The organism is Vibrio agarilyticus, from assembly GCF_012641465.1.
Lineage (GTDB): Bacteria > Pseudomonadota > Gammaproteobacteria > Enterobacterales > Vibrionaceae > Vibrio > Vibrio agarilyticus.
On the sequence record NZ_JABAIK010000014.1, the window covers coordinates 1 to 25,208 of the forward strand.

Here is a 25,208-nt window from a genome sequence, read left to right on the forward strand (position 1 = left end):
GTAGTTCAGTTGGTTAGAATACCGGCCTGTCACGCCGGGGGTCGCGGGTTCGAGTCCCGTCCGCTCCGCCACTTATTTGAGACCTCGCTGATGGCGAGGTCTTTTCAAATCTGAGATTTATCGTTAATGATGAATCAACAGGGGTGTAGCTCCAATTGGCAGAGCAGTGGATTCCAAATCCGCGTGTTGGGAGTTCGAATCTCTCCACCCCTGCCATATTTAAGCCTCAGCAGAAATGCTGAGGCTTTTTTGTATTCTGAATCATAGCGTTTATCTTATCGAATGTTTTCCTAAGCAAAAGCGGATGATGCTGATAAAGCCTTTTGTTGAGGCCTTAATAAATTTATACGCTAGTGTTTTGTGGTAATAAGATCTCTTTCCATGGAAGAGATTCGTCACCTAGAACTATGAAATTTGGGTTTTCTAACGTATCTCTTTCATTGTAGGAAAGTGGCGTCAATGAAGTGCTTAAAATACGCCCTCCTGCTTCTTCGACAATGCACTGGGTTGCCGCAGTATCCCACTCTCCGGTCGGTCCGAGCCTAAGGTAACAATCGACAGCCCCTTCTGCGACTAGACACGCTTTTAAAGCCGCAGAGCCAAGTGGAATAAGCTCATAGTTCCAGTTTGGGCTTAGCTTATTAGTAATTCGATTAATATCTTGTCGGCGACTAATGGCAATGGCAATACTTTGCTCGACCTGCTCATGTTGGTGCGTGTGAATTTTGACGTTATCGGCCATATCAGGGATTTTCCACGCTCCTTTCCCTTGATAGGCGTAGTAGGTGACGCCAGACACGGGTGCATAAACCACCCCCATCACAGGTTGATGATTTTCGACCAGAGCAATAATTGTCGCGAAATCACCGCTACGAGCAATGAACTCTTGCGTTCCATCGAGGGGATCTACCAGCCAATAGCGGTTCCATTTTTGTCGTTGCTGTAAACTGATGTCGGCTGCTTCTTCTGAGAGTACTGGAATATCAGGTGTTAATTCAGAAAGACGCTCAACAATTAATTTATGCGCCGCAATGTCTGCGCTCGTAACTGGCGTATCATCGCTCTTGATAAACGCGTCGTAAGTCTTCTTTTCATAGATATCAAGGATCAACTGACCAGCAGAGCGCGCAATTTCAATCACATTGGGAATGAGTGGTGAAAGATCTTGGTTAATCGGCATGAGAGTGTCCTTACTGTGAATTAAGGTATTTGAGCGTTAACATTAATGCTGCGATGCATCGGGCTTCGCAAAAATCGACGTGAGTTAATAACTCTTCTGCTTGTGCTAGTGGCCACTTTATAATCTCAAGAGGTTCAGGTTCATCACCGATGAGCTGCTCTGGATAAAGATGTTGGGCAATAAAAAGCGTCATCTTGCTTGAAAAGTAGGACGGCGCGAGAACGACTTGTTTTAACGGGGTAAAACGCTCAGCACCAAAGCCTATTTCTTCTTTTAGCTCCCGATTAGCCGCTTGCTCTGGCGTTTCGCCTTCGTCAATTAAGCCTTTGGGAAAGCCTAATTCATAACGCTCGGTACCTGCTCCAAATTCTCGAACCAATAAGATATCACCTTGCTCAGTGATGGGGACCATCATTACCGCATGTCGATTACTGGGCTTCATCCTTTCATAAGTACGTTCAACACCATTTGAAAAGCGCAATTCTAGCGACTGAACGGTAAAGAGCTTTGATTGTGCGGCCGTTGAAATGGACAGAATTTCTGGCGGGCGGCGTTGGCTCATTAGCAGGCTCCTAGCATAAAAGGTTCCATTAACTATATGAGAAAATATAGGCGGTTAAAAGTGAAGAGGCCGAGTTAATCGTAAATAGCGTCATTTCGTTTTAGCCGTTATTTGGCCAAAACCTAAAATTAGCATACTAGGTTATTTCTGATCCTATCGAAGGGAAAGAATAGAATGAAAGCCAATCAATGATGATCGGCTTTATGCTCATCTAACTTGAAATCGCAGCTTTGTTTGCTGCATCTTCAAGTTACTTGGACCTAACGAATTAGTAGTAAGAGTGCTCGCCACGATCATGCTCAGTCGCATCACGAACCGCGGTTAGCTCGCCATCAAATTGCTGTAGCAGCTCCTTTTCGATGCCCTCTTTTAGTGTTACATCGACCATAGAACAGCCATTACATCCGCCGCCAAATGCAACAATAGCAACACCGTCATCGGTCAATTCAACTAAGCTAACGTGCCCGCCGTGGCTGGCAAGTTGAGGATTGACTTGAGTTTGCAGTGCGTATTCAACGCGTTCAATCAATGGTGCATCGTCTGAGACTTTGCGCATTTTAGCGTTTGGCGCTTTTAACGTCAGCTGTGAGCCCATCTTGTCGGTGACGTAATCAATTTCCGCATCATCAAGAAACGGCAAGCTCAATTCATCAATGTAAGCAGAAAAGCCAGTAAATGGCATTTCAGTGTCGGTTGCCTCTACAGCTTCAGCAGGGCAATACGACACACCACATTCTGCATTTTGGGTTCCTGGATTAACGACGAAAATACGAATGTTGGTCCCTTCGGGTTGTTGCCCAAGTAAGTTAGCAAAATGAGTTTGAGCAGACTCTGTAATGGTAATATTCGACACGACAAATACCTGAGTGAACTTGTAGGATATAGTTATTTTACTCGTGATAAAAAAAGTAGCTAGTACTTTTGCACCAATTTGCGCAGTTGTTACAAAATGGCTGAATATCATATTGATAGCTCAATACGGCTGACATCGTGACCTAGCAAGATCACATCTGGCCTGCGCTCGTGCGGCATAAACAGTAGACATCCACCAATTTTACACCATGCTCATGCAGTAGGTGTGTTATTTCAAGGATCGTACTGCCTGTTGTCACCACATCGTCGACGATGGCGACATGGCGAATGTTGCTTGGTAAGGTCCCAAAGGTAAACGTTCCTCGAAGATTACTTTGCCTTTGAAGACGATTTTGTCCTTGTTGGGTTGGCGTCATTCGGTTTTTGACTAACGCTTTTGGCATGTAAGGAATGACAAGCTGTTTGCTTAACGATTGAGCAAGAAGGTCGCTGTGGTTATACCCTCGCCGCCAGCGACGCCGCCAATGCATTGGTACACTGATCAGCGCCTCCGGCCATACCTCATCGACTTGAGTGCGTTTTATCGCCATCATCAGCAATTGAGCGAGATCTTTTGCGACGGGGAATTGACCCTGATATTTAAGTTGGGCAATGTAATGAGATAGTGGTGCTTGATAATCACCAAGACAAACCAAGTGTTGCCAATTTGGCGGTGTGTTAAGACATTCGCCACATTGCTGAGCAGGCTCCCCTAGTGGCAAGCCACATTGAGAGCAGTGGATTGCAGTATCGAATAATGATTCTGCGCAGCTCAAACACCAGCGAGCGATACCGTGTGTATAAGGTAAACCGCACAAATCACAGATCCCAATTTGGTGTCGAGCGAAAGACTTTAGCACGTCTGAGTCCCTAGTTAATAAATCGTTATGCATAGAACCATGATGCCTCTGGAAAACGCGTCTGATGTCATTAAGATATATCTTCAACAGGGCGCTTCGCGTTACCATCATTAAACGCGATAGTCGCAAATAAGATGCATGATTAAGGTAGGAGTGGGCGTGAGCGAAGACACAAGTTTGCATTGGCAGCGACAAGGCACTGGACCTGATTTGGTTCTATTGCATGGCTGGGGAATGAATAGTGCCATTTGGCAGCCAGTCATTGAGCAGTTAAAGCCTCACTTTCGTTTACACTGCGTCGATTTGCCCGGTTTTGGTTTGAGTAAGCCAATCGATGATAACATTCTTGAGCGAACGTTAACCGCTTTGTTGCAAGGCGCGCCGCAACGTGCAATATGGCTGGGATGGTCACTTGGCGGCTTGCTTGCGACTCAAATTGCGCTAATGCAGCCACAACGTGTCGCGGGTTTGATTACCGTCGCCAGTTCACCTAAATTTGTTGCCTGTGATGATTGGCGGGGAATTAAACCTGAGGTGCTTGAAGCGTTTAGCGCCCAATTAGCGCAGGATTATCAGCAAACCATTGAGCGCTTTATCGCCTTGCAAGCACTAGGAAGCCCGACCGCTCGTCATGATATAAAGCAGCTTAAACATGCGGTGCTCTCTCGACCCCATCCGACACTCGAGGCGTTAGCAAGCGGTTTAAACTGGTTAGCAACATTCGATCTGCGCGCGCAATTAGCTCAATTGACAATGCCAACATTGCGCGTATATGGACGACTCGATGGTCTCGTACCCAAAGCGATTGCGGCAAAGGTTCAGCAGTTGCAACCAAACAGTGAATGGTCGATGTTTGAAGCCTCTGCTCATGCGCCTTTTATGACCGAATCCACACTGTTTTGCGAACGTATTATCCAATTTGCATTGAAAATCGAGCCAGCACGTTTAGTGGCAAACTCATTGCAAAATAACGCTTAAATTGTTCGAATTTTGGTCGATATATACCTAGCAATTTGACGATACTGCTAGGTCATATACCTACACGGCCTTTGAGTAACGGCGAGTGATGTGATGAAATTTGTCACAGCTATCAATAAGGGCCAATAAAGTGACTGAGGGTCGTTTATGCTCGTATCACCGACAACGGTTAATGCGCCGCTGATTGCGCCTTCGGTGAATGTTCACACCGAACAGACCGCAAGAGAAAATCGCATCAAAGCACCGATTGCACCGACCGTTGCGATGACACCAAGCCAGTCAGAGCGGCGAGTGCAAAGTGATGAAAAACGTCGTCGTAATGGCGCGTGGGATCCTGCCGATCATCCGGATTATCAGACTGACGAAGTGGCATCTCAAACCAGCGATAGCCCTGAGGACCCGCTAGCACGTCTATTTGAATTGCTGTCGCTTAACAGTTATAGCCAGCATCAAGGAACAGGTTATACGATACGGTTTAAGTTACCTAAGCGCATTATTGATGCTGCACTGCGTGAAGGCATGATGGAAAAACGGCGTATTGTGATCCGTTACCATTATGGACATTCGGTCGCGCCCAACACGCCTTCTGATGTGATAGCGGTACTTTAGTTCGATTAGAATGACAAAGGGCAGGTAACCTGCCCTTTGTGATTGAATACGTTGAGTATCACAGTTTACTTTTTCGCTTTGGCAAACGCGGCCGCAAATGCCCCGCTCATTGCGCCTCCTTGCGACTCATCACGGCGATTGCGTGTCGACGCATTACTATGATGGCTGCGTGGGCTTGCATTTGGCTTGCGTTCTTGGCTGCCACGCTGAACACGATTATCTTGGCCCGGCTCGTCATTAAGGCGCATTGATAAACCAATTCGTTTGCGTTGAACATCCACTTCCATCACTTTCACTTTCACGATATCGCCTGCTTTTACGACCTCGCGTGGGTCGGAAACAAAGCGATCCGATAACGATGAAACATGAACCAAGCCATCTTGGTGCACACCAATATCAACAAACGCACCAAAATTTGCGACGTTAGACACCACGCCTTCAAGGATCATACCTGGCTCAAGATCTTTAATTTCGTTAATGCCTTCAGCAAAGGTGGCAGTTTTAAATTCAGGGCGAGGATCGCGCCCAGGCTTATCAAGCTCTTTAATGATGTCAGTGACGGTTGGTAAGCCAAAATCAGCACTGGTATAGTCGAGCGCTTTGAGCTGGTGCAAGAAGCTGGAATCACCAATGAGTGAGCGAATATCACGCTGGTTTTGCTCGGCAATCGCTTTAACGACTGGATACGCTTCCGGGTGAACCGAAGAACCATCGAGTGGGTTTTTTCCGTCCATAATGCGTAAAAAACCGGCGCACTGCTCAAACGCTTTAGGCCCAAGGCGCGGTACCTTCTTAAGCGTGCTGCGCGCGTCAAATCGACCATGTTCATCACGATAGTTCACAATGTTTTGTGCCAATGTGGTGGACAAACCTGCAACGCGAGTAAGCAGCGCGGCCGAAGCGGTATTGACGTCAACCCCTACGGCGTTAACACAATCTTCAACCACGGCGTCCAGTCGTTTGGCAAGATGGCTTTGGCTAACATCGTGCTGATATTGACCGACACCGATGGATTTAGGATCGATTTTCACCAATTCGGCCAGCGGATCTTGCAAGCGACGCGCAATAGAGACGGCGCCGCGCAATGACACATCCATATTCGGGAATTCTTTCGCGGCCAACTCTGACGCCGAGTAAACGGAAGCGCCAGCCTCACTAACCATAATTTTTTGCACTTTAAGGTTATCGCGCTGAATTAAATCGGCGACAAAGGCGTCTGTTTCACGTGATGCCGTGCCATTACCTATCGCAATAAGATCCACCTGATGACGCTTAATCAATGCCACAACACTGTGCATCGCTTTGTCATATTGCTTTTGTGGTGCGTGCGGATAGATGGTATCGGTCGCAAGGACTTTTCCGGTACTGTCGACAACGGCGACTTTACATCCTGTGCGCAGGCCGGGATCAAGTGCAAGAGTGGCGCGAGGGCCAGCAGGCGCAGCCATCAACAAATCTTTTAAGTTCGTCGCAAAAACCTCTATGGCGTCGATTTCAGCACGCTCTTTCATCGTCGACATCAGTTCGGTTTCCATATGCATGGAAATTTTTATTCGCCATGCAAAACTGATCACCTGTTTACGCCAATTATCCGCTGGGGCTTGTGAGAGTGTCACCTTGTAGTGGTCGGCAATAAGCGTCTCACAATAAGATTGACGGACACTTTCTTCCTGCGCAGGGTCAGCATTTAATGACAGCGTCAAGAAGCCCTCATTGCGTCCACGCAGCATCGCCAAAGCGCGATGAGAGGGGGTTTTACTGATTGGCTCATGATGATCAAAATAGTCGCTAAACTTTTCACCAGCGTGCTCTTGGCCAGCGACCACTCGCGCACATATTTCGGCATTACGGGTTAGATAATGACGGATTTTATCTAATAGATCTGCATCTTCTGCCATACGCTCCATTAAGATCGCACGTGCACCATCAAGCGCTGATTTAGCATCATTAATGCCATGATCTGGGTTGAAATAACGTTCAGCAAGTGCCTCAGGCTGGTGGCTTGGATCTTGCCACAATGTCTCTGCCAGCGGCTCTAGACCCGCCTCAATGGCGATTTGTCCTTTGGTGCGACGCTTAGGTTTATACGGCAGATAGAGATCTTCAAGACGGGTTTTGCTGTCGGTTGATAAGATAGCTTGTTCAAGTTCCGCAGTTAATTTGCCTTGATCTTGAATTGATTTCAAAATGGTTTGGCGACGCTCTTCCAGCTCACGAAGATAACTCAATCGGCTATCCAAAGTACGCAGTTGGGTATCATCCAAGCCGCCCGTCACCTCTTTACGGTAACGAGCAATAAATGGCACGGTGTTGCCATCGTCAATTAGGGTTACAGCAGCAGTGACTTGCTCAGGGCGAACATTTAGCTCTTGGGCAATCACATGACAGATAGTTTGGCTCATCCGTGGTTCTCTTTTGTTGAGGTGGTGCTGAGTATATCGAAGCATCGCGCTAGCAATGCGAGCGTTCTGCAAAAACACAATTGGTGCGATAGGGACTTAGTTAAGGTTATGTCATTTCGATGATTAAGGCGCGTCTGGGTAGCGGATTTGATTTACAAACCACTCTTTGTCACCTTCTGGTGTGCGCACGACAAACTCATCATCCACTTGTTTTTTCAGTAGAGCGCGCGCCATAGGGGAGTCGATAGAGATGTACCCTTTCGCATCGCCATAAATTTCATCCGGGCCGACAATGCGAAATTGTTTAATATCGCCGGCGTCATTTTCAATTTCGACCCAAGCGCCGAAAAAGACATGACCTTCTTGTTGTGGCGCATAATCGACCACTTTCACTTGCTCAAGACGTTTGCGCAGATAGCGAACGCGGCGATCAATTTCGCGTAAGCGTTTTTTATTATATTGATAATCAGCGTTTTCACTACGATCGCCTAGACTGGCGGCCCAAGTGACTTTTTTGGTGACTTCTGGGCGTTCTTCACGCCACAGATAATCCAGCTCGGTTTTGAGCTTGTTGTATCCCTCTCGGGTAATTAGGTTGGTTTTCATCAAGGGTCAACGTTGGTCATTCAATCTGAGCCAGTGTAGCGAAGGGCGCTGACTTCGAGAAGGTCTTCACCACGATTGTGCGCCATTTTTGTCGGTGATTGTCCATTTTTGGTCTCTATTTCACGTAATAATCACTAACAATTCTTTGTGTCTCGCGGGTTAGAAGGATGTTACATTGGCAATGGCTCAGCGGAGCGGGCCATTACCTCTATTTTGAAGTCATTATCTTGAAGTCATTTGGGTATAAAAGGGCGCAGTCACTAAAGGCGGATGATTCGATGCAAGAAAATTACAAAATATTAGTCGTGGATGATGATGCGCGTTTGCGCGCGCTGCTGGAGCGTTACTTGTCTGAACAAGGTTTTCAAGTGCGCAGTGTTGCCAATGGTGAGCAGATGGATAGGCTCCTCACGCGAGAAAATTTCCATTTAATGGTGTTGGATTTGATGTTACCGGGCGAGGATGGACTGTCGATATGTCGTCGTCTACGCAACGCAAACAACATGCTACCGATCCTAATGCTAACCGCCAAAGGCGATGAAGTGGACCGCATCGTTGGCCTTGAAGTGGGCGCCGATGACTATTTGCCGAAACCGTTTAATCCTCGTGAGCTGTTGGCGCGAATTAAAGCGGTGCTACGTCGACAAACCATTGAGTTACCCGGCGCGCCGAGTGCAGAGGAAACCATTGTCGAGTTTGGCGAGTTTCGCCTCAATTTGGGCACGCGGGAAATGTTTCGTGGTAGCGAGCCGATGCCACTGACTTCGGGCGAGTTCGCCGTGCTTAAAGCTCTGGTCACCAATGCTCGAGAGCCGATGTCGCGTGATAAATTAATGAATATGGCGCGTGGTCGCGAATATTCAGCAATGGAACGCTCGATTGACGTTCAGATCTCGCGTTTACGCCGCATGTTGGAGGAAGATCCCAGTAAACCGCGTTATATTCAAACCGTTTGGGGACTCGGTTATGTATTTGTTCCCGATGGAAAAGAGGTTTAATTCATTTATCGAAAGTGATGCCTGCACGGCAAGTGCATTTGCTGGCGTAGGCATTAGGGTCTGTTGACCTTTCGAGATGAAATTGTGTTCGAGCAAAAATCGTATTCGGCGCGACAAGGCGTTTGCAGCTTAGTCATTCTAAGCAAAGATGTCTTAACAAAGCATAAAACGATTTTAGCCGAACCCTTCGGGCAGCCGTTGTGCTTCATTTCTACTGCGTTATCGGCTTGTAGGTTGACTACACATCAAAGCCTCTGTCTTGTAGACATTTCCCACAAACGGCTGCAAAACTCAGCACGAAAGGTCAACAGACCCTAGTGATCTCTCTACTTCTAGTAAGACAATGGCCATGCGTTTTCGTAGCTCATTTACTCAATCCATTCTTTTGCTCATTTCATTGTTGATCGCCAGCCAAGCGTTTTCCTATTTTGCGGTGTTTCATTACGCGCTCATGCCGAGCCTACAACAATTCAATAAAATTTTGGCTCACGAACTGCACTTGGTGCTTCGAGACGATAACGACATTAAAGACGATGACGTGTTGCGCCGGCAGCTGCTTGAAGAGCTGGGAGTCACTATTCACCCGGCTGATGGCAAAGCGCTTGAAGAGTACCACCGCGCGATGTCGATTGATTTAATGAGTGAAGAGATGACTCAAGAGTTGGGCGAGCCGACCGATGTTCGATTGTTGTTGGGTAATGAAAGTTACATCTTGTGGATGCACACCGATGCACTACCAGATGCTTTGATTCGCGTGCCGCTATCAGAGTTGCAAGAAGAAGATTTTGCACCTCTGTTTCGCAATAGCTTATTGATGGCACTGCTTATTATTGCAGGAGGGTGGTTGTTTATTCGATTACAAAATCGGCCTTTGAGCGCGCTTGAGTCAGCGGCAAAAGAGGTTGGACGTGGTGAAATCCCCGCGCCGCTGCCAGAAAAAGGCGCTAGCGAAATTCGCGCGGTGACCAAGGCGTTCAATCAAATGGCGCGCGACATTCAAGCGCTTGAAGAAGATCGCGCGCTGCTGATGGCCGGTATTAGTCATGACTTGCGAACGCCACTGACCCGTATTCGACTGGCAACAGAAATGATGTCGCCTGAGGACAGTTATCTTGCGGAAGGCATTATCAGTGATACTGAAGAGTGTAACGAGATCATCAGCCAGTTTATGGATTATCTAAAACCGGTTGATCGCACTCACTTTAATTCGGTGGATCTCAACGCCATCGCAGGTGAAGTGGTCGCGGCAGAAGGCAGCTATGACGTTGCGATTGTCACCGCACTAAACGATACGATAAAGCCTGCCTTTGGCGCCCCGATTTCTATCAAACGAGCCTTGACCAACCTTGTCGTTAACGCGTTGCGTTACGGTGATGGTTGGGTAAAAGTCAGTTCAGGGATGACCGCCGACAATCAATTAGTATGGCTGTGTGTTGAGGATAATGGCCCTGGCATTGAGCCTTCGCAAATTGGCCGTCTGTTTGAGCCTTTTACGCGTGGTGATACGGCTCGTGGTAGTGAAGGAACCGGTCTTGGATTGGCAATTGTTAAGCGCATCGTCAGTCAGCATCAAGGCTCACTTATGGTCAATAATCGTCGCGAAGGTGGATTGCAGGTGCAAATTAGCTTTCCGGTCCAAAGTGCGCGTTATCGTGGCCGCTCACTAGGGAAAAAACAGCAATAAAAAACCGCTCAGATAGGAGCGGTTTTCCCTTCATTCATCGGCGATTAATTGATTGCCGTTGTTTCTTCGCTGCGCGCCTCTTCATCGTCGCGCAGTGTTTCAGGCAGCAATAGATTCAGCACAATCGCCGTGATCCCGCCAGCGGCGATCCCGGTTGAGAAAATATTCTTAATAAAGTCAGGCATAAATTGCAGAATTTCAGGTTTTTGAGCAATGCCAAGACCCATTGAAAACGACAGCGCCATGATCAAAATGGCGCGGCGATCGATCTCAACTCGAGAAATAATGCGCACACCTGCCGCAGCAATGGTACCAAACATCACAATTGTCGCCCCGCCAAGCACAGGCTCTGGAATTTGCTGTACAAAACCCGCGACACCAGGGAACAGGCCAAGTAGCACTAGCATGCCCGCGATAAAATAACCCACATAACGACTGGCCACGCCAGTGAGCAAAATTACCCCATTGTTTTGGCTGAAGGTGGAGTTTGGAAAGCTGTTAAAGATGGCCGCGATGGCTGAGTTGATGCCATCCGCTAGCACGCCACCTTTGAGGCGCTTCATATAAATCGGCCCTTTGACTGGTTCACCAGAAACCTCAGAGGTTGCGGTAATGTCGCCAATAGCTTCCAGCGCCGTGATCATAAAAATGAGTACCAATGGAATAAACAGTGACCATTCAAAGCTGATGCCAAATTGCATTGGTGTTGGTAGCGCAATCCAAGCGCTTTCGGCGCGCGGTGTATGATTTACCATGCCCATCGCGTATGCCATGCCGTAGCCGATAATCATTGCGATCACAATTGAAGCAATGCGAAGGTAAGGGTTTTTAGCGCGGTTTAGCAATACGATGATCGCAAGTACTGTCCCTGCCAATGCGAGTTTATCGAGACTGCCAAAGGTGCCATCGGCCATGGCGCCGTACCCGCCACCGATGGAGACCAGTCCCACTTGAATTAATGTCAGGCCGATAAGCGTCACCACAATGCCCGAGACCAGCGGTGTGATCACACGACGTGCGTGTGCAAGTACACGCGACAGCAGCATCTCAGAAAATGACGCCAGTAAAATAGTACCAAAAATCGCGGCCATCATAGCCTCAACGCTGGCGCCCCCGGCTTTGAGTGACAAACCTGCCGCAATGATCGGGCCTAAAAAGTTAAAGCTGGTGCCTTGAAGTGAAAGTAAGCCAGAGCCAATAGGGCCAAAGGTTCGAATTTGAATAAAGGTCGAAATACCCGATGCTAGCAGCGACATGCTGACAATCGTATTGGTCTGCTCAGCAGGCACGCCTAAAGTTTGGCAGATAATCAGCGATGGCGTGATGATAGCCACGAACATGGCGAGCAGATGCTGCAAAGCGGCAAACAGGGTTTGTGGTAGTGGTGGACGATCGTTGAGTTGATAAACCAACTCAGATTGGCGTTTTTGACTCATGTGAGGTTCCTAAGCATGTCCCGTGACTCGCTGAATGGGAGTTCGGGTTCAGGTAAACTGCTTCATCTGTGATTGCTGTTAATCAGAAGTTTACGCTGTGGTTTTGGCGATATGCCTGAAGATTTTGGCGGCAATTATAGGGAGCCTTAGATAAAAAGCAAACGTTTGCCTTTCATGGTTAGCACAAACGCGCCCAAGAATGCGCAGGATCAAATTTTGCTGCGCAGCTTAACGTGCCTTGGGTATAAAGATTATGCCTTGGCGTAAATGTGTCTTTCACCAAGCCAGCGGTCGATAATCGCTTTGGCTTCTTTTGGGTATTGTTGGTGAAGATAACGGGCCAAACGCTGCACCTCAGGGATTAAGGCTTGATCGCGCACCAGATCGGCAATCTTAAAATCGGCTAATCCGGTTTGTTTGGTGCCCAGCAGCTCACCCGGGCCGCGAATTTCCAGATCGCGCTGTGCGATGACAAAGCCGTCATTACTGTCACGTAGCACGGCTAAGCGTTTTTGTGCGGTGTTGGATAAGGGGGCGTGATAAAGCAGCACGCAGTGACTCGCAACTGAGCCTCGACCGACACGCCCACGCAGTTGGTGCAATTGGGCTAAACCAAGGCGCTCTGGGTTTTCTATGATCATTAGGCTTGCATTTGGCACATCGACACCCACTTCAATTACCGTGGTCGCCACCAATAGGTGCAGTTGGTTTTGCTTAAACGCTTCCATCACCGCTTGTTTTTCGGCCGGTTTCATTCGTCCGTGCACTAGGCCGATGTTGAGCTCGGGTAGTTTTCGCGTGAGCTCCTCCGCAATTTCGGCGGCGGCTTGAGCCTCTAAAACCTCAGACTCATCAATTAAGGTACAGACCCAATACGCTTGCTTTCCTTCATTGAGGCAAGCATCGCGCACGCGAGAAATAATCGTTTCTCGCTTGCTATCGGGAATCGCGACGGTTTGGATTGGCGTTCGACCTGGCGGTAACTCGTCAATCACGGAAGTTTCTAAATCGGCATACGCCGTCATAGCAAGGGTACGTGGGATCGGCGTTGCCGTCATGATGAGCTGATGAGGGTAGGCACCATTTTTGGCCCCTTTTTCACGCAGTTCTAAACGCTGGTGGACACCAAATCGATGCTGCTCATCAATGATCACTAACGCCAAGTGGTCAAAAAAGACGTTTTGCTGAAACAGAGCGTGAGTGCCCACTATCATTTTGGCTTCGCCACTGGCAATACGCGCTAATTCGGTTTCTCGAGCTTTCCCTTTGAGCTTTCCGGCTAACCATCCGACTGAGATGCCCAGAGGTTCAAACCATTTGGCAAAATTGATGGCGTGTTGCTCGGCAAGGAGTTCAGTGGGGGCCATAAGCACCACTTGATGACCATGGACTAAGGCTCGCGTGGCGGCTAAGGCTGCGACTAATGTTTTGCCCGATCCCACATCGCCTTGAACAAGTCGCATCATTGGATGCGGCTGAGTTAAATCGGTTTCAATATCGGCGACAACGCGCGCTTGAGCTTGAGTGGGGGTAAAGGGTAAGCGGCTTAGCAGCGCATTTTTTAACTCGTCGTTGGCCGCAAGTGGCAGAGCTGCTTCTTGTTGACCTTGGCTGCGAACGTCAAGCATCGACAGGTTTTGCGCTAACAGCTCTTCAATAATCAGACGTTGCTGCGCTGGATGACGACCTTGATCAAATAGTGAGAGATCAATGTTTGGCGGTGGACGATGAATGGTGTGCAGTGCTTGGGCCAGTGTGATTTGATGATTGTACAAACCCGGCGGCAGTAGCTCTGTGACGGCCGACTTATCAAGCAGTTCTAACGCTTGCTCGGAAAGATTACGCAAAGTTAGCTGGCGTAAGCCCTCCGTTGTCGGGTATACCGGAGTGAGTGATGACTCACTATGCTCATCAGTTGACGCCTCGCCAAAACGGTAATCCGGGTGCACGATTTCCAAACCGTGCATACCACGCTTGATTTCCCCATACGCGTGCACCAGTCGTCCTTCGGCAAATTGATTTTTCATCCCAGCGGTAAAATTAAAAAAACGCAGCGCAATCGAGCCATTGCCATCACTGAGTTTGACCGTCAGCATTTTACGGCGACCAAAGTGTGTGTCGCAATGCATCACCGTGCCCTGCACGGCAGCCCAAAGACCAGCGTGCAGCGCGCGGATGGGGTAAACTCGAGTGCGATCTTCATAGCGCAACGGAAGGTGAAAGAGCAGATCTTGTACCGTTTCAAGACCGATTTTATGCAATTTTTCGGCGACTTTTGCACCAACACCGCTAAGTGAAGTGAGAGAGATCGCCGATAACAGTTGGGACATGGAAAGCCTAAAAGCGCCAAACGTTCATAGCCCTAGTTAATCACTTGGCTGTGTTTTTGTACAGGTGGATTTTGCGCCGCGTGTCGATATTTACCGCTCAGTGCGTTGCATTTCCTGCCACCATGCCGCTTCTGCGATGATCTGCCCCTGACCGTCCAGTTTGGGATAAGGTAAGCCTTTGCGTTTGGCCACTTTGGCCAGCACGGGATGACCACGTTCAAATAAAATGCGGTTAATGGTCTCCTCATCGAGTGCGCTATGCTTGCGTTGGTAAAAGCCGGCAGCGGCGCGTTGGCGCTGCGCTTCGTACAACACGATGGCGCTGGCAACAGAGACATTCAGTGACTGTACCATGCCAACCATAGGAATGATGATGTCTTGGCAGGCGAGCGCTTTTGCTTCTTCTGAGGCACCTATTTTCTCACTGCCTAAGATAATCGCTGTTGGCTTGGTATAATCGATGTCGCGAAAGTCGACAGCGGTTGAAGACAAATTGGTGACCAAGATTTGCATACCTTGATCTTTTAGCGTCGCAATCGCATCGCTTACGGTGGGGTGAGTGTCGACTTCTACCCAGTTGCGCGCGCCCGCGGAGGTATGACCGAGTGTCTTCATCTGATCGGTAGGCCATACTGCGTGAATTTTATGTAGGCCAACAGCATCAGCACTGCGGATCACCGCCGCAACATTGTTGGGTTTATGGACTTCATCTAAGCAGAGCGTAAGGTCGGTTTGTCGCTGAGTCAGGACATCAAGGATACGTTGGTAACGTTCAAGATTCATAGTGCACCAAATAAGGCTAATCCCAGCAAATCTATACCCGTTCTACTTGAAGTTGCAAGGCGTTCGTTAACAAGATGGGGCTGGCTCTCACAAACCTCATCACATATCTACCTATGCTCAGAGGCTTTGTTCGTTTGCCGCCTACCTGCAATTTCAAGTTGTTTGGGTATACATGATCTGCTGGAATTGTTTTTATCGAAAGGTCAGTTTTTACGGCGACGCACACGTAAGCAGGTCGGCATAACGCGAATTTTACGCATGATCCCGGCAAGGTGAACGCGATCTTTGGTGGTCAACAAAACGACGACCGAATACAAACGCCCATCACGCTCTTCCGTCGATAAGCCGTGAATATTTGAACCTGTTTTGGAAATCACATTAGTGAGTTCCGCCAGAGCGCCTTGACGGTTTTGCATCTCGACACGCAGCTCAGCAATAAACTCTTGATCGAAATCGTCTGACCAAGCGACGGTCATGTATTTATCAGGCTCTTTTTGGTAGCCACGCACATTAGGACAGGTTTCACGGTGCACCACTAAACCACGTCCCGGAGAGACATGCGCAATGATGTGGTCATCTGGGATCGGGTGACAGCAGTTGGCAAAGCTCAACAGCAAGCCTTCTGAGCCGCGAATCGGCAGTTTTTGACGTGGTGAGCCATCTTTGTTTTCCGTTTCGGTTAACTCATCGGCATCGCCTAACAGACGGCGAGCGATCACGATGCTCATTAACTCACCAAGACCAATGGCGGTGAGTAAGTCGTCCAGCGTCTCCATTTTAAGATCGGCCAGTACCTGAGCAATATTACTCGGTGCAATATCACTGAGCGACGCATCACCAAGTGCGTGATTAAGTAAGCGGCGGCCAAGGGTCGCTGACTCTGTGCGGCGCATGGTTTTCAGCACTTGACGAATTTTGGTTCGTGCTCGTGACGTTACCACATAGTTAAGCCAAGCCGCATTGGGTCTGGCCCCCGGCGCGCTGATGATCTCAATGGTCTGGCCATTACGCAGCGCCTTACTGAGTGGATAAGGGTTGCGATCGACTCGCGCGCCAACACAGGTATTGCCAACGTCCGTATGCACGGCGTAGGCAAAATCCACCGCCGTTGCGCCAACAGGCAATTCGACAATGCGGCCTTTTGGCGTGAAGACATAAATCTCATCTGGGAACAGATCCGATTTGACGTTTTCGATGAATTCAAATGAGTTACCGGCGCTTTGCTGCAATTCAAGCAAACTTTGCATCCAGCGCTGAGCTTTGATTTGCGCTGTTGTGCCTGTGCGCTCACCATTGCCTTTATAAGACCAGTGAGCCGCAACGCCTTTGTCTGCCATTTGGTCCATATCTTCGGTGCGAATTTGCACCTCGACAGGCACCCCATGTGGACCAACCATCGACGTGTGGAGCGACTGATAGCCATTGGCTTTCGGCACAGCGATATAATCTTTCATTCGCTCGGGTTTGGGCTTATACAAGCTGTGGACTTGGCCCAATACGCGATAGCAGGTATCGGCGCTATCAACGACAATACGAAAGGCGTAGATGTCCATGATCGAGTGAAAGCGCTGCTCTTTGGTTTTCATCTTGTTGTAGATGGAGAACAGGTTTTTCTCACGACCAATAACGCGCGCATTGAGCCCCACTTCTTGTAAGCGATCTTCTATCTCGCCATGGATGCGCTGGATCATCTCTTTGCGGTTGCCGCGCGCCGATTTCACCACCCCTTTCAAAACACGATAACGATTGGGATAAAGAGCCTCAAAACCAAGCTCTTCAAGTTCAGTTTTGATGTTGTGAATACCAAGGCGATGCGCGAGCGGCGCATAAATCTCAAGCGTCTCGCGAGCAATGCGACGTTTTTTGTCGGGACGAAGGGCACCAAGAGTACGCATATTGTGCGTGCGATCCGCGAGTTTAATCAGGATCACGCGAATATCTTGCACCATGGCAAGGACCATTTTGCGAAAGTTTTCGGCTTGGGCTTCTTTGCGATCGCGAAATTTCAGCTTATCCAGTTTTGAGACGCCATCAACCAATTCGGCGACAGCATGTCCAAACAGAGCTTCAAGATCGTCTTTGGTGACGTCACAATCTTCAATGACATCGTGCAACAAGGCGGCTTGGAGAGTTTCAAGATCCAGTCGCATTTCCGCAAGAATGCGAGCAACCGCAACAGGATGGATAATATAAGGTTCGCCGCTTGAGCGGGTTTGCCCTTCATGGGCATCTTTCGCTACCACAAAAGAGTGACGCAGAGCCTCAATTTGAGGCTCTGTAAGGTATTCTTGGGCAACGTCTTTGAGGCTATCAAATAGAAACAAACTATAGGCCCGACTGTGTATTGACTATGTGGTTAATCGTTGATTAACGACCGTGAGCAATGCTGCTCACTGCGGCCAATTCAGCGGCTTCTTGCTCTTGCTGTTCTTGACGTTCGCGCGCGTCGAGTACTTCTTTTGTAATAAGACCTTCTTCGATTTCGCGTAGGGCGATAACCGTCGCCTTATCGTTCTCTTCTGGCACAAGGGCGTCTTTACCGCCAGTTTGCATTTGACGAGCGCGGCGAGCCGCAATCAGTACTAGGTCGAAACGGTTGCCAACTTTTTCAACAGCGTCTTGAACAGTTACGCGTGCCATGAGGACTCCAAATAGTTAACTAAATTTTTGAATGACGAGAAAGTATACAGCCTAAGCCTACTAGATTCTAGATCCCAGACGGTATCCCTGAAATTGGCGAATTATTCCGCCAATAGCGTACTAAGCATGGCGTGGTATTTCGCCGCTTGCTTATCTTGCTTTAAACGTTCGGCGCGAATAATGGCTTTAAAGTCCATTAAGGCCGTATCGAAATCGTCGTTGACGATAACGTAATCGTATTCACTGTAGTGAGAAATTTCAGACTTTGCCTCTGCCATGCGTTTAGCAATGACTTCATCACTGTCTTGACCTCGCGCGGTTAAACGACGCTCAAGCTCTTCATTGGATGGCGGCAAAATAAACAGGCTCTTGGCTTGAGGCATTTGGGTGCGAATTTGACGCGCGCCTTGCCAATCGATATCTAAAAAGACATCAACGCCTTTTTCAAGAGTGTCTTCAATCCATAAACGTGACGTGCCGTAATAGTTCCCAAACACTTCGGCGTATTCCAAAAACGCACCTTGTGCAATAAGCGATTCAAATTCCGCTTTGTCGACAAAGTGGTAGTGAACGCCATCTTGTTCGCCTGGACGCATTCCGCGAGTGGTGTGAGAGACCGATACCTTCATTGCGTAGGTTGGGTTGTTCTCTAACATAGCTGAAATCAAGCTGGATTTACCGGCGCCACTTGGCGCGGAAACGATATATAGAGTGCCTTTGCCCATAGTTGAGGTCCGCATTTGAATTGAAGATTGACCACGGCGCATTGCATTCGCGGTAAGTTATGATAGCACTGGCTTGGTGGCATCAACAAAGTGACGCTTTTTCCGCCAGAAAAAGGACGCGAAGATTAGCATGAACCATAGCAAGTTGCTATAGGATCTGTCGTGGCTTGGTAAATGATCGCCAGTGTGCAACTTATGCTTTGTGGCTCAGGTAATGAAGTGGCTCACTGAAATGCAAATCGCAGTCAACATTGTCATTAAAATCGGCTAATGTTAATAGAGATCAACTGGTTGAATGTGATTGTTTTAACCAAAATCACACAACCAAGGGAATGGACATACCGACATGGAGAAATGAACCCCCATGCTGCCTTATTTTTTACGCCGTTTGGCGCTGGTGATCCCCACTTTTTTAGGGATCACTGTGATGATTTTTGCCATCACACGTTTTGTGCCTGGCGGCCCGGTTGAGCGCATGTTAGCCAATATGCAAGTGCAATCCGATGGTGGCTCAGCGCTCACCAGTGCGGGGGGGGACCTTGCGCTATCGGATGACCAATTGGCTGATTTAAATCGCTTTTACGGGCTCGATAAACCCGTGATTGAGGCGTATCTCGAGTGGCTTGGAAAACTGACTCAGCTCGATTTGGGTGAGTCGACCCGTTATTACGAGCCGGTGAGCCAGATGATTGCTGAGCGCTTGCCCATCTCCTTATTCTACGGTGGAATGACTTTTTTCATCAGCTACTTCATTTCAATTCCTTTGGGGTATTACAAAGCGCTCAAGCACGGGTCGGTATTTGATTCGGCGTCGTCGGTAATGATTTTTGTCGGTTATGCCTTGCCGGGCTATGTTGTGGGGATTTTGCTCATCACCTTTTTCAGTTATCAGCTCGATTGGTTTCCGATGGGGGGCTTTGTTGGCGATGACTTTGATGACTATGAGACATTTTATCAGCAAGCCAAAGATGTTATGTGGCACGCCGTGCTACCGCTTATCTGCTATCTCATTGGGGATTTTGCGGTACTGACCATGACGATGAAAAATAATCTGATGGAAAATCTCTCGTCAGATTACATTCGCACCGCAATCGCTAAAGGGCTTCCTTTTCGCCGCGCCGTGAGAAAACACGCACTGCGTAATAGCCTTATTCCCGTTGCGAGTCATTTTGGTAATGCGTTGCTCTTTTTTATGACAGGGTCGTTTTTAATTGAGGTGATTTTTAATATCGATGGCATTGGTTTATTAGGCTACGAATCGATTGTTGAGCGAGATTACCCGGTGGTGATGGGGATTGTTGCCATTAATGCCGCACTGCTGTTATTAGGCAATATTATTTCAGATATGTGCGTTGCCGCGGTTGATCCGCGAGTGAAATTTGGAGCCTAATTGATGGAATTAATGGCAAAGCTCAGTCCACTGACACAGAAAAAAATACGTAATTTTAAGGCGATCAAGCGCGGTTACTGGTCGTTTCTTATTCTGTCTGCTTTATTAGTGCTCTCTTTGGTGGCCGAGCTTTTGATTAACAGCAAAGCGCTAGTGGTGAAATACCAAGGTGAGTATTTCTTTCCGGTCTTTACGGATGTGCGCTTAGGCAGTGAGTTTGGTCAAATGGCGGCAGGCGAAGCCAATTATCGCGAGCTGCAGCAGACGTTTCGTCATGAGAACAATGGCAATTACGTCGTGATGCCATTGGTGCCGTGGAACCCGTTTGAACAGGATTTTAACCACGGTTATCCTCCCACGCCGCCAGACAGTGCGACCAAACATTATCTGGGTACGGATGTGATAGGGCGCGACATTCTTGCTAGGCTGGTTTATGGCTTTCGTATTGCGATGGGTTTTGCGCTGATGACGATGGCACTGTCGTTTGTGATTGGTATTGTTATTGGCAGCGCAATGGGCTTTTTTGGCGGCAAATTTGATTTGGTGGTGCAAAGGTTAATTGAGGTCTGGTCAATGGTGCCGTTTTTATACGTTATTATGATCTTAGTTTCGCTGGTCAGGCCGACCTTTGGGCTGTTTGTGATCATCAATGTGCTTTTTGGCTGGATGGGCATCACTTGGTACATGCGCACTATGACCTACAAAGAATCGGCGCGTGAATATGTGCTCGCCGCTCGCGCCTTAGGCGCGTCGACATGGCGGATTTTGCTGAAACATATTTTACCTAACACCATGGTGATGATCGTCACGATTGCCCCTTTTACGATTGCGGCCAACATCACCGCATTGACCGCGCTTGACTACCTTGGGCTAGGTTTAATGCCTCCCACACCCAGTTGGGGAGAGCTGTTACAGCAAGGCAAGTCTAACCTCGATTCCCCTTGGATTGTCACCTCGGTGGTCAGTTCTATTGTGGTGGTGTTAGTGATGGTAACGTTTATTGGCGAAGCGATTCGCGGCGCGTTTGATCCGAAAAAATTTACTCGTTATGTATAAATATACCCAAACAACTTGGAATTGCAGGTCGGCGGCAAACGAACAAAGCCTCTGAGCACTTCGTGGACATAGACTAACTATGTGATGAGGTTTGTGAGAGCCAGCCAACAACCCTGCAGCTTCAAGTGGAAAGGGTATAGATTCAAGCCACTTTCGGTGGGACGGGCATACACGGAAAAGGATAACAGAATGAAAATAGGAAATTGGCTTTCGCAACCGTGGCAAGCGCGCATGCGGCTTGGCGTCTTTTTTGCGAGCACTGCCGCGAGCAGTCTTATGCTGGCGAATTTTAGCTGGGCAGCCACCTTACCAGATAACTTGACGTGGCAGAGCAACTGGGACGATCCCACAATCGGTTCAGCGGCGGCGGTGCGAGGTGGCACTTATCGCACCTCAATTCAAAGCTTTCCACAAACCTTACGCACAGTTGGGCCTGATGCAAACTCAGGGCTGCGCCGAATGATGCTCGATGATGTTCCTGGGCTGATTGGCCGTCATCCCGATACGCTCAATTTTATTCCCGCGCTCGCCAATGAATGGGCGATAGGCGATGATTTGAAAACCGTTTATTTTCGTTTAAATCCCAAAGCGCGTTGGTCTGATGGGGAGCCAGTCACTGCCGATGATTTCCTGTTCATGCTGACCTTTTTCCGTTCGAAAGAGATCATGGAGCCTTGGTATAACGACTATTACACCAAAACCATTGATGCGATTACCAAGTACGATGACCTCACTTTTGCTGTCACCAGCACTGAGAAATTTAACGCTGAAGAGTTACTGATGCGCATGGGCGGCATGGTGCCTCGACCAGAGCATTTCTATGCCAATGCGAAAAAAGACAGTAACAATAACGGCATTCACGATGATTATGTGCGTTATTACAACTTCAAACCCGAACCCACCACCGGGCCCTATTTTGTCGATAAAATCAAAAAGGGCAAAAGCATTACCTTCAAACATGTGGGTGAAAAGTGGTGGGGGTATAGCAACAAATATTATCAGAATCGTTATAACGTCGATAAAGTGCGCGTGACGGTGATCCGTGATAACGACATCGCGAAAAAGCACTTTGAAAAAGGCAGTCTCGATGCGTTTCCTTTGGTATTGCCACAGCTGTGGCATGAAAAGTCCAACAGCAAACCGTACCAAAACGGTTATATCGATAAGTTTTGGGGTTACAACCAGTACCCACAAGGCGCTGGTGGCGTGTGGATGAACGTGGCGATGCCGCTGTTAGATGATCTCAATGTACGTCAAGGGATCACTCACGCGATAGATTTTGATGGCATGATTACCAACGTATTGCGTGGCGATTATGTACGCCAACCCAACCCCACAGGATTTGGCCATGGTAAATATACGTTGCCGAATGCTAAAGCGCCTGCGTTTGACCCCGCAGTTGCGGCGGCAGCCTTTGAAAAGGCGGGCTTTACCACCATCGGTCCCGATGGAATTCGCACCAATGCAGATGGGACGCGGTTAAGTTTTGAAATTGTTTATGGTAGCGCGGTTCATACGCCACGCATGGCCTACCTGCGTGAACAAGCCAAGCTTGCTGGGCTCGATTTGGTACTGAAATTGATTGATGGCTCATCGATGTTCAAATTTGTGCTTGAGAAAAAGCACCAATTGGCATTTTTGACCATGGGAACCTCAGAAGTCCCAAGTTACTGGGAATACTTCCACTCTGCCAATACCAATAAACCGCAAACCAATGCTCATACTAACTACAGCACGCCAGAGTTAGACGAGTTGATTATGGCCTACCGGTTTGAATTTGATGTGGATAAAAAAGTTACCTTGGGGCATCAAATTCAGCAAAAAGTGACTGATGCGTATGTAATTGTGCCTGGCTATATGGTGCCTTATGTGCGCTATGGGCATTGGCGCTGGGTTAAGTTTCCGGAAAAACCGATGCAGCGCTGGACTCAAGATGTGCTCATGAGCGCGCAATTGGGTGATGGGACCTTTTGGATTGATAATGCTGTGAAAAAAGAGACTGAAAAAGCGATGAAATCAGGGCAATCGTACCCACCCGTGTTGGTGATTGATGATACTTATAAATTGTAATGCGCTTGTCTTGGTTGCGTGATGGAGTCTGGTATGAGTAGTGATTGCATATTACGCGTGCGCGACTTGCGCGTGAGCTTTGCCTCTGACGATGGCGATGTTGCGGTACTGCATGGGGTCAATTTTGATTTGCACGCGGGGCGAACGCTTGGTCTGGTCGGCGAGTCAGGATGTGGCAAAAGTGTCACTGCGATGTCGATTATGGGTTTACTTCCCAAGCCGTATGGGCAAGTCACCGCTGGCATTATTGAGTATCGCGGCACTGATTTGCTGCGATTACCGCCTTTGGAAATGTACGCCATGCGCGGCAATCGAATTGCGATCATTTTTCAAGATCCTATGACGGCGCTCAATCCAGTGCAGACGATAGAGCGGCAGATCTGTGAAGTGCTTGAGCTGCATCGCCCAGAGCTCAATCGCCGACAACGCTTAGCGGTTGCGCTGGAAATGTTGCAAAAAGTGCGCATTCCAGAGGCGCAAAAACGGCTCAAAGAGTACCCGCATAATTTGTCAGGGGGTATGCGCCAACGAGTGATGATTGCGATGGCGCTTGCCTGTAAACCTGACATTTTGATTTGCGACGAGCCAACCACCGCGCTCGATGTGACGGTGCAAGCCTCGATTTTGGCTTTGATGAACGAGCTACAGCAAGAGACGGGTATGGCGATGCTGTTCATTACGCATGATCTCGGTGTTGTGGCTGAGGTGTGTGATGATGTCGCGGTGATGTATGGCGGTCGTATTGTGGAATACGCCGAGATTTTTGAATTGTTTGACCACCCCAAACACCCTTATACCGAACGATTGCTGGGGTTGATGCCAAGCCTAGAGAGTGAGCCGAAGCAGATGATAGAGATAAAGCCCATCGATGCGGCCATGTTTGCTTCTAACGATCAAGTAACGCTGATGGGAGAGGCCGAATGAGTCATGAGATTTTACGCATAGAGAACCTCAAGCAGCACTTTGTGTCAGGCAAAGGATTATTGAAAAAAGGCTATGTGGTAAAAGCGGTTGATGGCGTCTCTCTCTCGGTTCATGCGGGTGAAACCTTGGGTCTGGTCGGGGAATCGGGTTGTGGCAAAAGCTCACTTGGCCGCACTATCTTAAAGCTCTATGAGCCAACGGAAGGCCGCATTTTTTTTGAGGGACAAGATATTACCGGCCTATCCGGTAAAGCGATGCGTCAGTTACGCAAAGAGATGCAAATTGTGTTTCAAGATCCGATGGAATCATTAAACCCGCGCCATACCATCGGCATGATTTTATCTGAGCCATTTGAAATTCACCGTATTGGTACTGCCAACGAGCGCGCGCAATGGGTTGATGAGTTGCTCATAAAAGTGGGCCTACCCACTTCTGCCGCGCAGCGTTACCCACATGAATTTTCGGGTGGGCAGCGGCAACGCATTGGTATCGCGCGCGCTATCGCATTAAAACCAAAACTGTTGATTTGCGATGAATCGGTGTCGGCGCTCGATGTCTCGGTTCAAGCGCAGATTTTGAATTTGCTCTTAACCTTGCAACAAGAGATGAATTTGGCGGTGATTTTTATTTCCCACGATTTATCGGTGGTAAAACACGTCTCCGATCGCGTCGCGGTCATGTATTTTGGCAAGGTAGTTGAAACAGGCCCAACGAAAGCCTTATATGCGAACCCACAGCACGAATACACCCAGCAGCTTCTCGCTGCCATTCCCATCACACATCCGAAATACCGTAAAGTCAAACGCCAAGCGGAGCAGGCGCACTCACTGATGGCGGAATCAAACGTGCATGGTGCGCAAGATAGTGCCCATCAAATGGAATCGTTATAAATCTCTCATAGTTCAGCTTGAGGTGGCGAGGTTATTGACTGCAACTCGCAAAGCCAGCCTGCGCTTTCAAGTGGTTTGGGTATCAAGCGGTCAACGAGAAATGAATAAAAAGCCAAGTCATGATGACTTGGCTTTTTTGTATCAATAATCAAATGAATATACTCTTTCCACTTGAAGTTGCAGCGTTGTTGGCAGGCCCTCACAAACCTCATCACATAGTTCATCTATGTTCA

21 protein-coding genes and 1 tRNA gene are annotated in these 25,208 nt (G+C 48.4%); 10 read left to right on the top strand and 12 right to left on the bottom strand.

Annotation, left to right across the window (positions count from 1 at the left end):
• Positions 1-139 precede the first annotated feature (139 nt).
• Positions 140-216 (top strand) — tRNA-Trp (locus tag HGP28_RS13675).
• 127 nt (positions 217-343) lie between these two features.
• Here the strand turns inward: HGP28_RS13675 and cysQ are convergent.
• The 4 genes from cysQ to HGP28_RS19400 form a co-directional block, all read right to left on the bottom strand.
• Positions 344-1,180: a 3'(2'),5'-bisphosphate nucleotidase CysQ gene (cysQ, locus tag HGP28_RS13680; protein WP_168837039.1), complete on the bottom strand. Its 837-nt coding sequence runs from the start codon at positions 1,178-1,180 to the stop codon at positions 344-346.
• Between the two features lie 10 nt (positions 1,181-1,190).
• On the bottom strand, positions 1,191-1,742 hold the full coding sequence (gene nudE / locus HGP28_RS13685) for an ADP compounds hydrolase NudE (RefSeq protein ID WP_168837040.1): 552 nt from the start codon (positions 1,740-1,742) through the stop codon (positions 1,191-1,193).
• Positions 1,743-2,010: 268 nt separating this feature from the next.
• Positions 2,011-2,595, bottom strand: a complete 585-nt coding sequence (gene nfuA / locus HGP28_RS13690; protein ID WP_168837041.1) for a Fe-S biogenesis protein NfuA — start codon at positions 2,593-2,595, stop codon at positions 2,011-2,013.
• A 151-nt stretch (positions 2,596-2,746) separates the two neighbouring features.
• A complete protein-coding gene (locus HGP28_RS19400) occupies positions 2,747-3,454 on the bottom strand; it encodes a phosphoribosyltransferase family protein (RefSeq protein ID WP_168837042.1) in 708 nt (235 codons plus the stop codon).
• Positions 3,455-3,592: 138 nt separating this feature from the next.
• Between HGP28_RS19400 and bioH the strand changes: the two genes are divergently transcribed.
• Positions 3,593-4,432 carry a pimeloyl-ACP methyl ester esterase BioH gene (bioH, locus tag HGP28_RS13700; protein WP_168837043.1) on the top strand — a complete coding sequence of 280 codons (840 nt, stop codon included), beginning with the start codon at positions 3,593-3,595 and terminating at the stop codon, positions 4,430-4,432.
• A 147-nt stretch (positions 4,433-4,579) separates the two neighbouring features.
• On the top strand, positions 4,580-5,041 hold the full coding sequence (locus HGP28_RS13705) for an ATP-dependent Lon protease (RefSeq protein WP_168837044.1): 462 nt from the start codon (positions 4,580-4,582) through the stop codon (positions 5,039-5,041).
• A 65-nt stretch (positions 5,042-5,106) separates the two neighbouring features.
• On the opposite strand, the gene HGP28_RS13710 is transcribed toward HGP28_RS13705, so the two are convergent.
• On the bottom strand, positions 5,107-7,443 hold the full coding sequence (locus HGP28_RS13710) for a Tex family protein (protein ID WP_168837045.1): 2,337 nt from the start codon (positions 7,441-7,443) through the stop codon (positions 5,107-5,109).
• Between the two features lie 123 nt (positions 7,444-7,566).
• Complete coding sequence (greB, locus tag HGP28_RS13715) at positions 7,567-8,049, bottom strand: transcription elongation factor GreB (RefSeq protein WP_168837046.1); 483 nt, start codon at positions 8,047-8,049, stop codon at positions 7,567-7,569.
• Between the two features lie 278 nt (positions 8,050-8,327).
• Between greB and ompR the strand changes: the two genes are divergently transcribed.
• Positions 8,328-9,047, top strand: a complete 720-nt coding sequence (ompR, locus tag HGP28_RS13720) for an osmolarity response regulator transcription factor OmpR (RefSeq protein ID WP_168837047.1) — start codon at positions 8,328-8,330, stop codon at positions 9,045-9,047.
• Positions 9,048-9,396: 349 nt separating this feature from the next.
• Entirely contained in the window at positions 9,397-10,731 is a 1,335-nt protein-coding gene (gene envZ, locus HGP28_RS13725; protein ID WP_168837048.1) for a two-component system sensor histidine kinase EnvZ, read from the top strand.
• Between the two features lie 44 nt (positions 10,732-10,775).
• On the opposite strand, the gene HGP28_RS13730 is transcribed toward envZ, so the two are convergent.
• The 6 genes from HGP28_RS13730 to gmk form a co-directional block, all read right to left on the bottom strand.
• Positions 10,776-12,167, bottom strand: coding sequence for a uracil-xanthine permease family protein (locus HGP28_RS13730; RefSeq protein WP_168837049.1), 1,392 nt, complete (start codon positions 12,165-12,167; stop codon positions 10,776-10,778).
• 251 nt (positions 12,168-12,418) lie between these two features.
• A complete protein-coding gene (recG, locus tag HGP28_RS13735) occupies positions 12,419-14,497 on the bottom strand; it encodes an ATP-dependent DNA helicase RecG (RefSeq protein ID WP_168837050.1) in 2,079 nt (692 codons plus the stop codon).
• A gap of 90 nt (positions 14,498-14,587) precedes the next feature.
• Positions 14,588-15,280, bottom strand: coding sequence for a tRNA (guanosine(18)-2'-O)-methyltransferase TrmH (gene trmH, locus HGP28_RS13740; RefSeq protein ID WP_168837051.1), 693 nt, complete (start codon positions 15,278-15,280; stop codon positions 14,588-14,590).
• A gap of 203 nt (positions 15,281-15,483) precedes the next feature.
• Entirely contained in the window at positions 15,484-17,604 is a 2,121-nt protein-coding gene (gene spoT, locus HGP28_RS13745; RefSeq protein ID WP_168837052.1) for a bifunctional GTP diphosphokinase/guanosine-3',5'-bis pyrophosphate 3'-pyrophosphohydrolase, read from the bottom strand.
• Between the two features lie 43 nt (positions 17,605-17,647).
• Entirely contained in the window at positions 17,648-17,920 is a 273-nt protein-coding gene (gene rpoZ, locus HGP28_RS13750; protein WP_168837053.1) for a DNA-directed RNA polymerase subunit omega, read from the bottom strand.
• Positions 17,921-18,021: 101 nt separating this feature from the next.
• The gene (gmk, locus tag HGP28_RS13755) at positions 18,022-18,645 is read right to left on the bottom strand and encodes a guanylate kinase (RefSeq protein WP_168837123.1); all 624 of its coding nucleotides are present in this window, start codon (positions 18,643-18,645) and stop codon (positions 18,022-18,024) included.
• 364 nt (positions 18,646-19,009) lie between these two features.
• Here gmk and HGP28_RS13760 point away from each other — a divergent pair, with 364 nt between their 5' ends.
• From HGP28_RS13760 to HGP28_RS13780, 5 genes are all read left to right on the top strand, one after another.
• Positions 19,010-20,035: an ABC transporter permease subunit gene (locus tag HGP28_RS13760; protein WP_168837054.1), complete on the top strand. Its 1,026-nt coding sequence runs from the start codon at positions 19,010-19,012 to the stop codon at positions 20,033-20,035.
• Between the two features lie 12 nt (positions 20,036-20,047).
• Entirely contained in the window at positions 20,048-21,091 is a 1,044-nt protein-coding gene (locus HGP28_RS13765; protein WP_168837124.1) for an ABC transporter permease subunit, read from the top strand.
• A gap of 276 nt (positions 21,092-21,367) precedes the next feature.
• Positions 21,368-23,161: an extracellular solute-binding protein gene (locus HGP28_RS13770; protein WP_439333864.1), complete on the top strand. Its 1,794-nt coding sequence runs from the start codon at positions 21,368-21,370 to the stop codon at positions 23,159-23,161.
• 33 nt (positions 23,162-23,194) lie between these two features.
• Entirely contained in the window at positions 23,195-24,085 is an 891-nt protein-coding gene (locus tag HGP28_RS13775) for an ABC transporter ATP-binding protein (protein WP_168837055.1), read from the top strand.
• Entirely contained in the window at positions 24,082-24,975 is an 894-nt protein-coding gene (locus HGP28_RS13780; RefSeq protein ID WP_168837056.1) for an ABC transporter ATP-binding protein, read from the top strand. The genes HGP28_RS13775 and HGP28_RS13780 overlap by 4 nt, the downstream gene beginning before the upstream one ends.
• Positions 24,976-25,208: the final 233 nt, after the last annotated feature.

What these genes read in the sequence shown, in the direction of transcription:
- ompR (WP_168837047.1), top strand. Translation starts at nt 8,328, where the DNA reads ATGCAAGAAAATTACAAAATATTAGTCGTGGATGATGATGCGCGTTTG.
- gmk (WP_168837123.1), bottom strand. Translation starts at nt 18,645, where the DNA reads ATGGGCAAAGGCACTCTATATATCGTTTCCGCGCCAAGTGGCGCCGGT.
- HGP28_RS13770 (WP_439333864.1), top strand. Translation starts at nt 21,368, where the DNA reads ATGCTGGCGAATTTTAGCTGGGCAGCCACCTTACCAGATAACTTGACG.
- HGP28_RS13710 (WP_168837045.1), bottom strand. Translation starts at nt 7,443, where the DNA reads ATGAGCCAAACTATCTGTCATGTGATTGCCCAAGAGCTAAATGTTCGC.
- HGP28_RS13730 (WP_168837049.1), bottom strand. Translation starts at nt 12,167, where the DNA reads ATGAGTCAAAAACGCCAATCTGAGTTGGTTTATCAACTCAACGATCGT.
- HGP28_RS13705 (WP_168837044.1), top strand. Translation starts at nt 4,580, where the DNA reads ATGCTCGTATCACCGACAACGGTTAATGCGCCGCTGATTGCGCCTTCG.
- nudE (WP_168837040.1), bottom strand. Translation starts at nt 1,742, where the DNA reads ATGAGCCAACGCCGCCCGCCAGAAATTCTGTCCATTTCAACGGCCGCA.
- HGP28_RS13760 (WP_168837054.1), top strand. Translation starts at nt 19,010, where the DNA reads ATGCTGCCTTATTTTTTACGCCGTTTGGCGCTGGTGATCCCCACTTTT.
- trmH (WP_168837051.1), bottom strand. Translation starts at nt 15,280, where the DNA reads ATGAATCTTGAACGTTACCAACGTATCCTTGATGTCCTGACTCAGCGA.
- cysQ (WP_168837039.1), bottom strand. Translation starts at nt 1,180, where the DNA reads ATGCCGATTAACCAAGATCTTTCACCACTCATTCCCAATGTGATTGAA.
- greB (WP_168837046.1), bottom strand. Translation starts at nt 8,049, where the DNA reads ATGAAAACCAACCTAATTACCCGAGAGGGATACAACAAGCTCAAAACC.
- HGP28_RS13765 (WP_168837124.1), top strand. Translation starts at nt 20,048, where the DNA reads ATGGCAAAGCTCAGTCCACTGACACAGAAAAAAATACGTAATTTTAAG.
- envZ (WP_168837048.1), top strand. Translation starts at nt 9,397, where the DNA reads ATGCGTTTTCGTAGCTCATTTACTCAATCCATTCTTTTGCTCATTTCA.
- bioH (WP_168837043.1), top strand. Translation starts at nt 3,593, where the DNA reads ATGATTAAGGTAGGAGTGGGCGTGAGCGAAGACACAAGTTTGCATTGG.
- HGP28_RS13775 (WP_168837055.1), top strand. Translation starts at nt 23,195, where the DNA reads ATGAGTAGTGATTGCATATTACGCGTGCGCGACTTGCGCGTGAGCTTT.
- rpoZ (WP_168837053.1), bottom strand. Translation starts at nt 17,920, where the DNA reads ATGGCACGCGTAACTGTTCAAGACGCTGTTGAAAAAGTTGGCAACCGT.
- HGP28_RS13780 (WP_168837056.1), top strand. Translation starts at nt 24,082, where the DNA reads ATGAGTCATGAGATTTTACGCATAGAGAACCTCAAGCAGCACTTTGTG.
- recG (WP_168837050.1), bottom strand. Translation starts at nt 14,497, where the DNA reads ATGTCCCAACTGTTATCGGCGATCTCTCTCACTTCACTTAGCGGTGTT.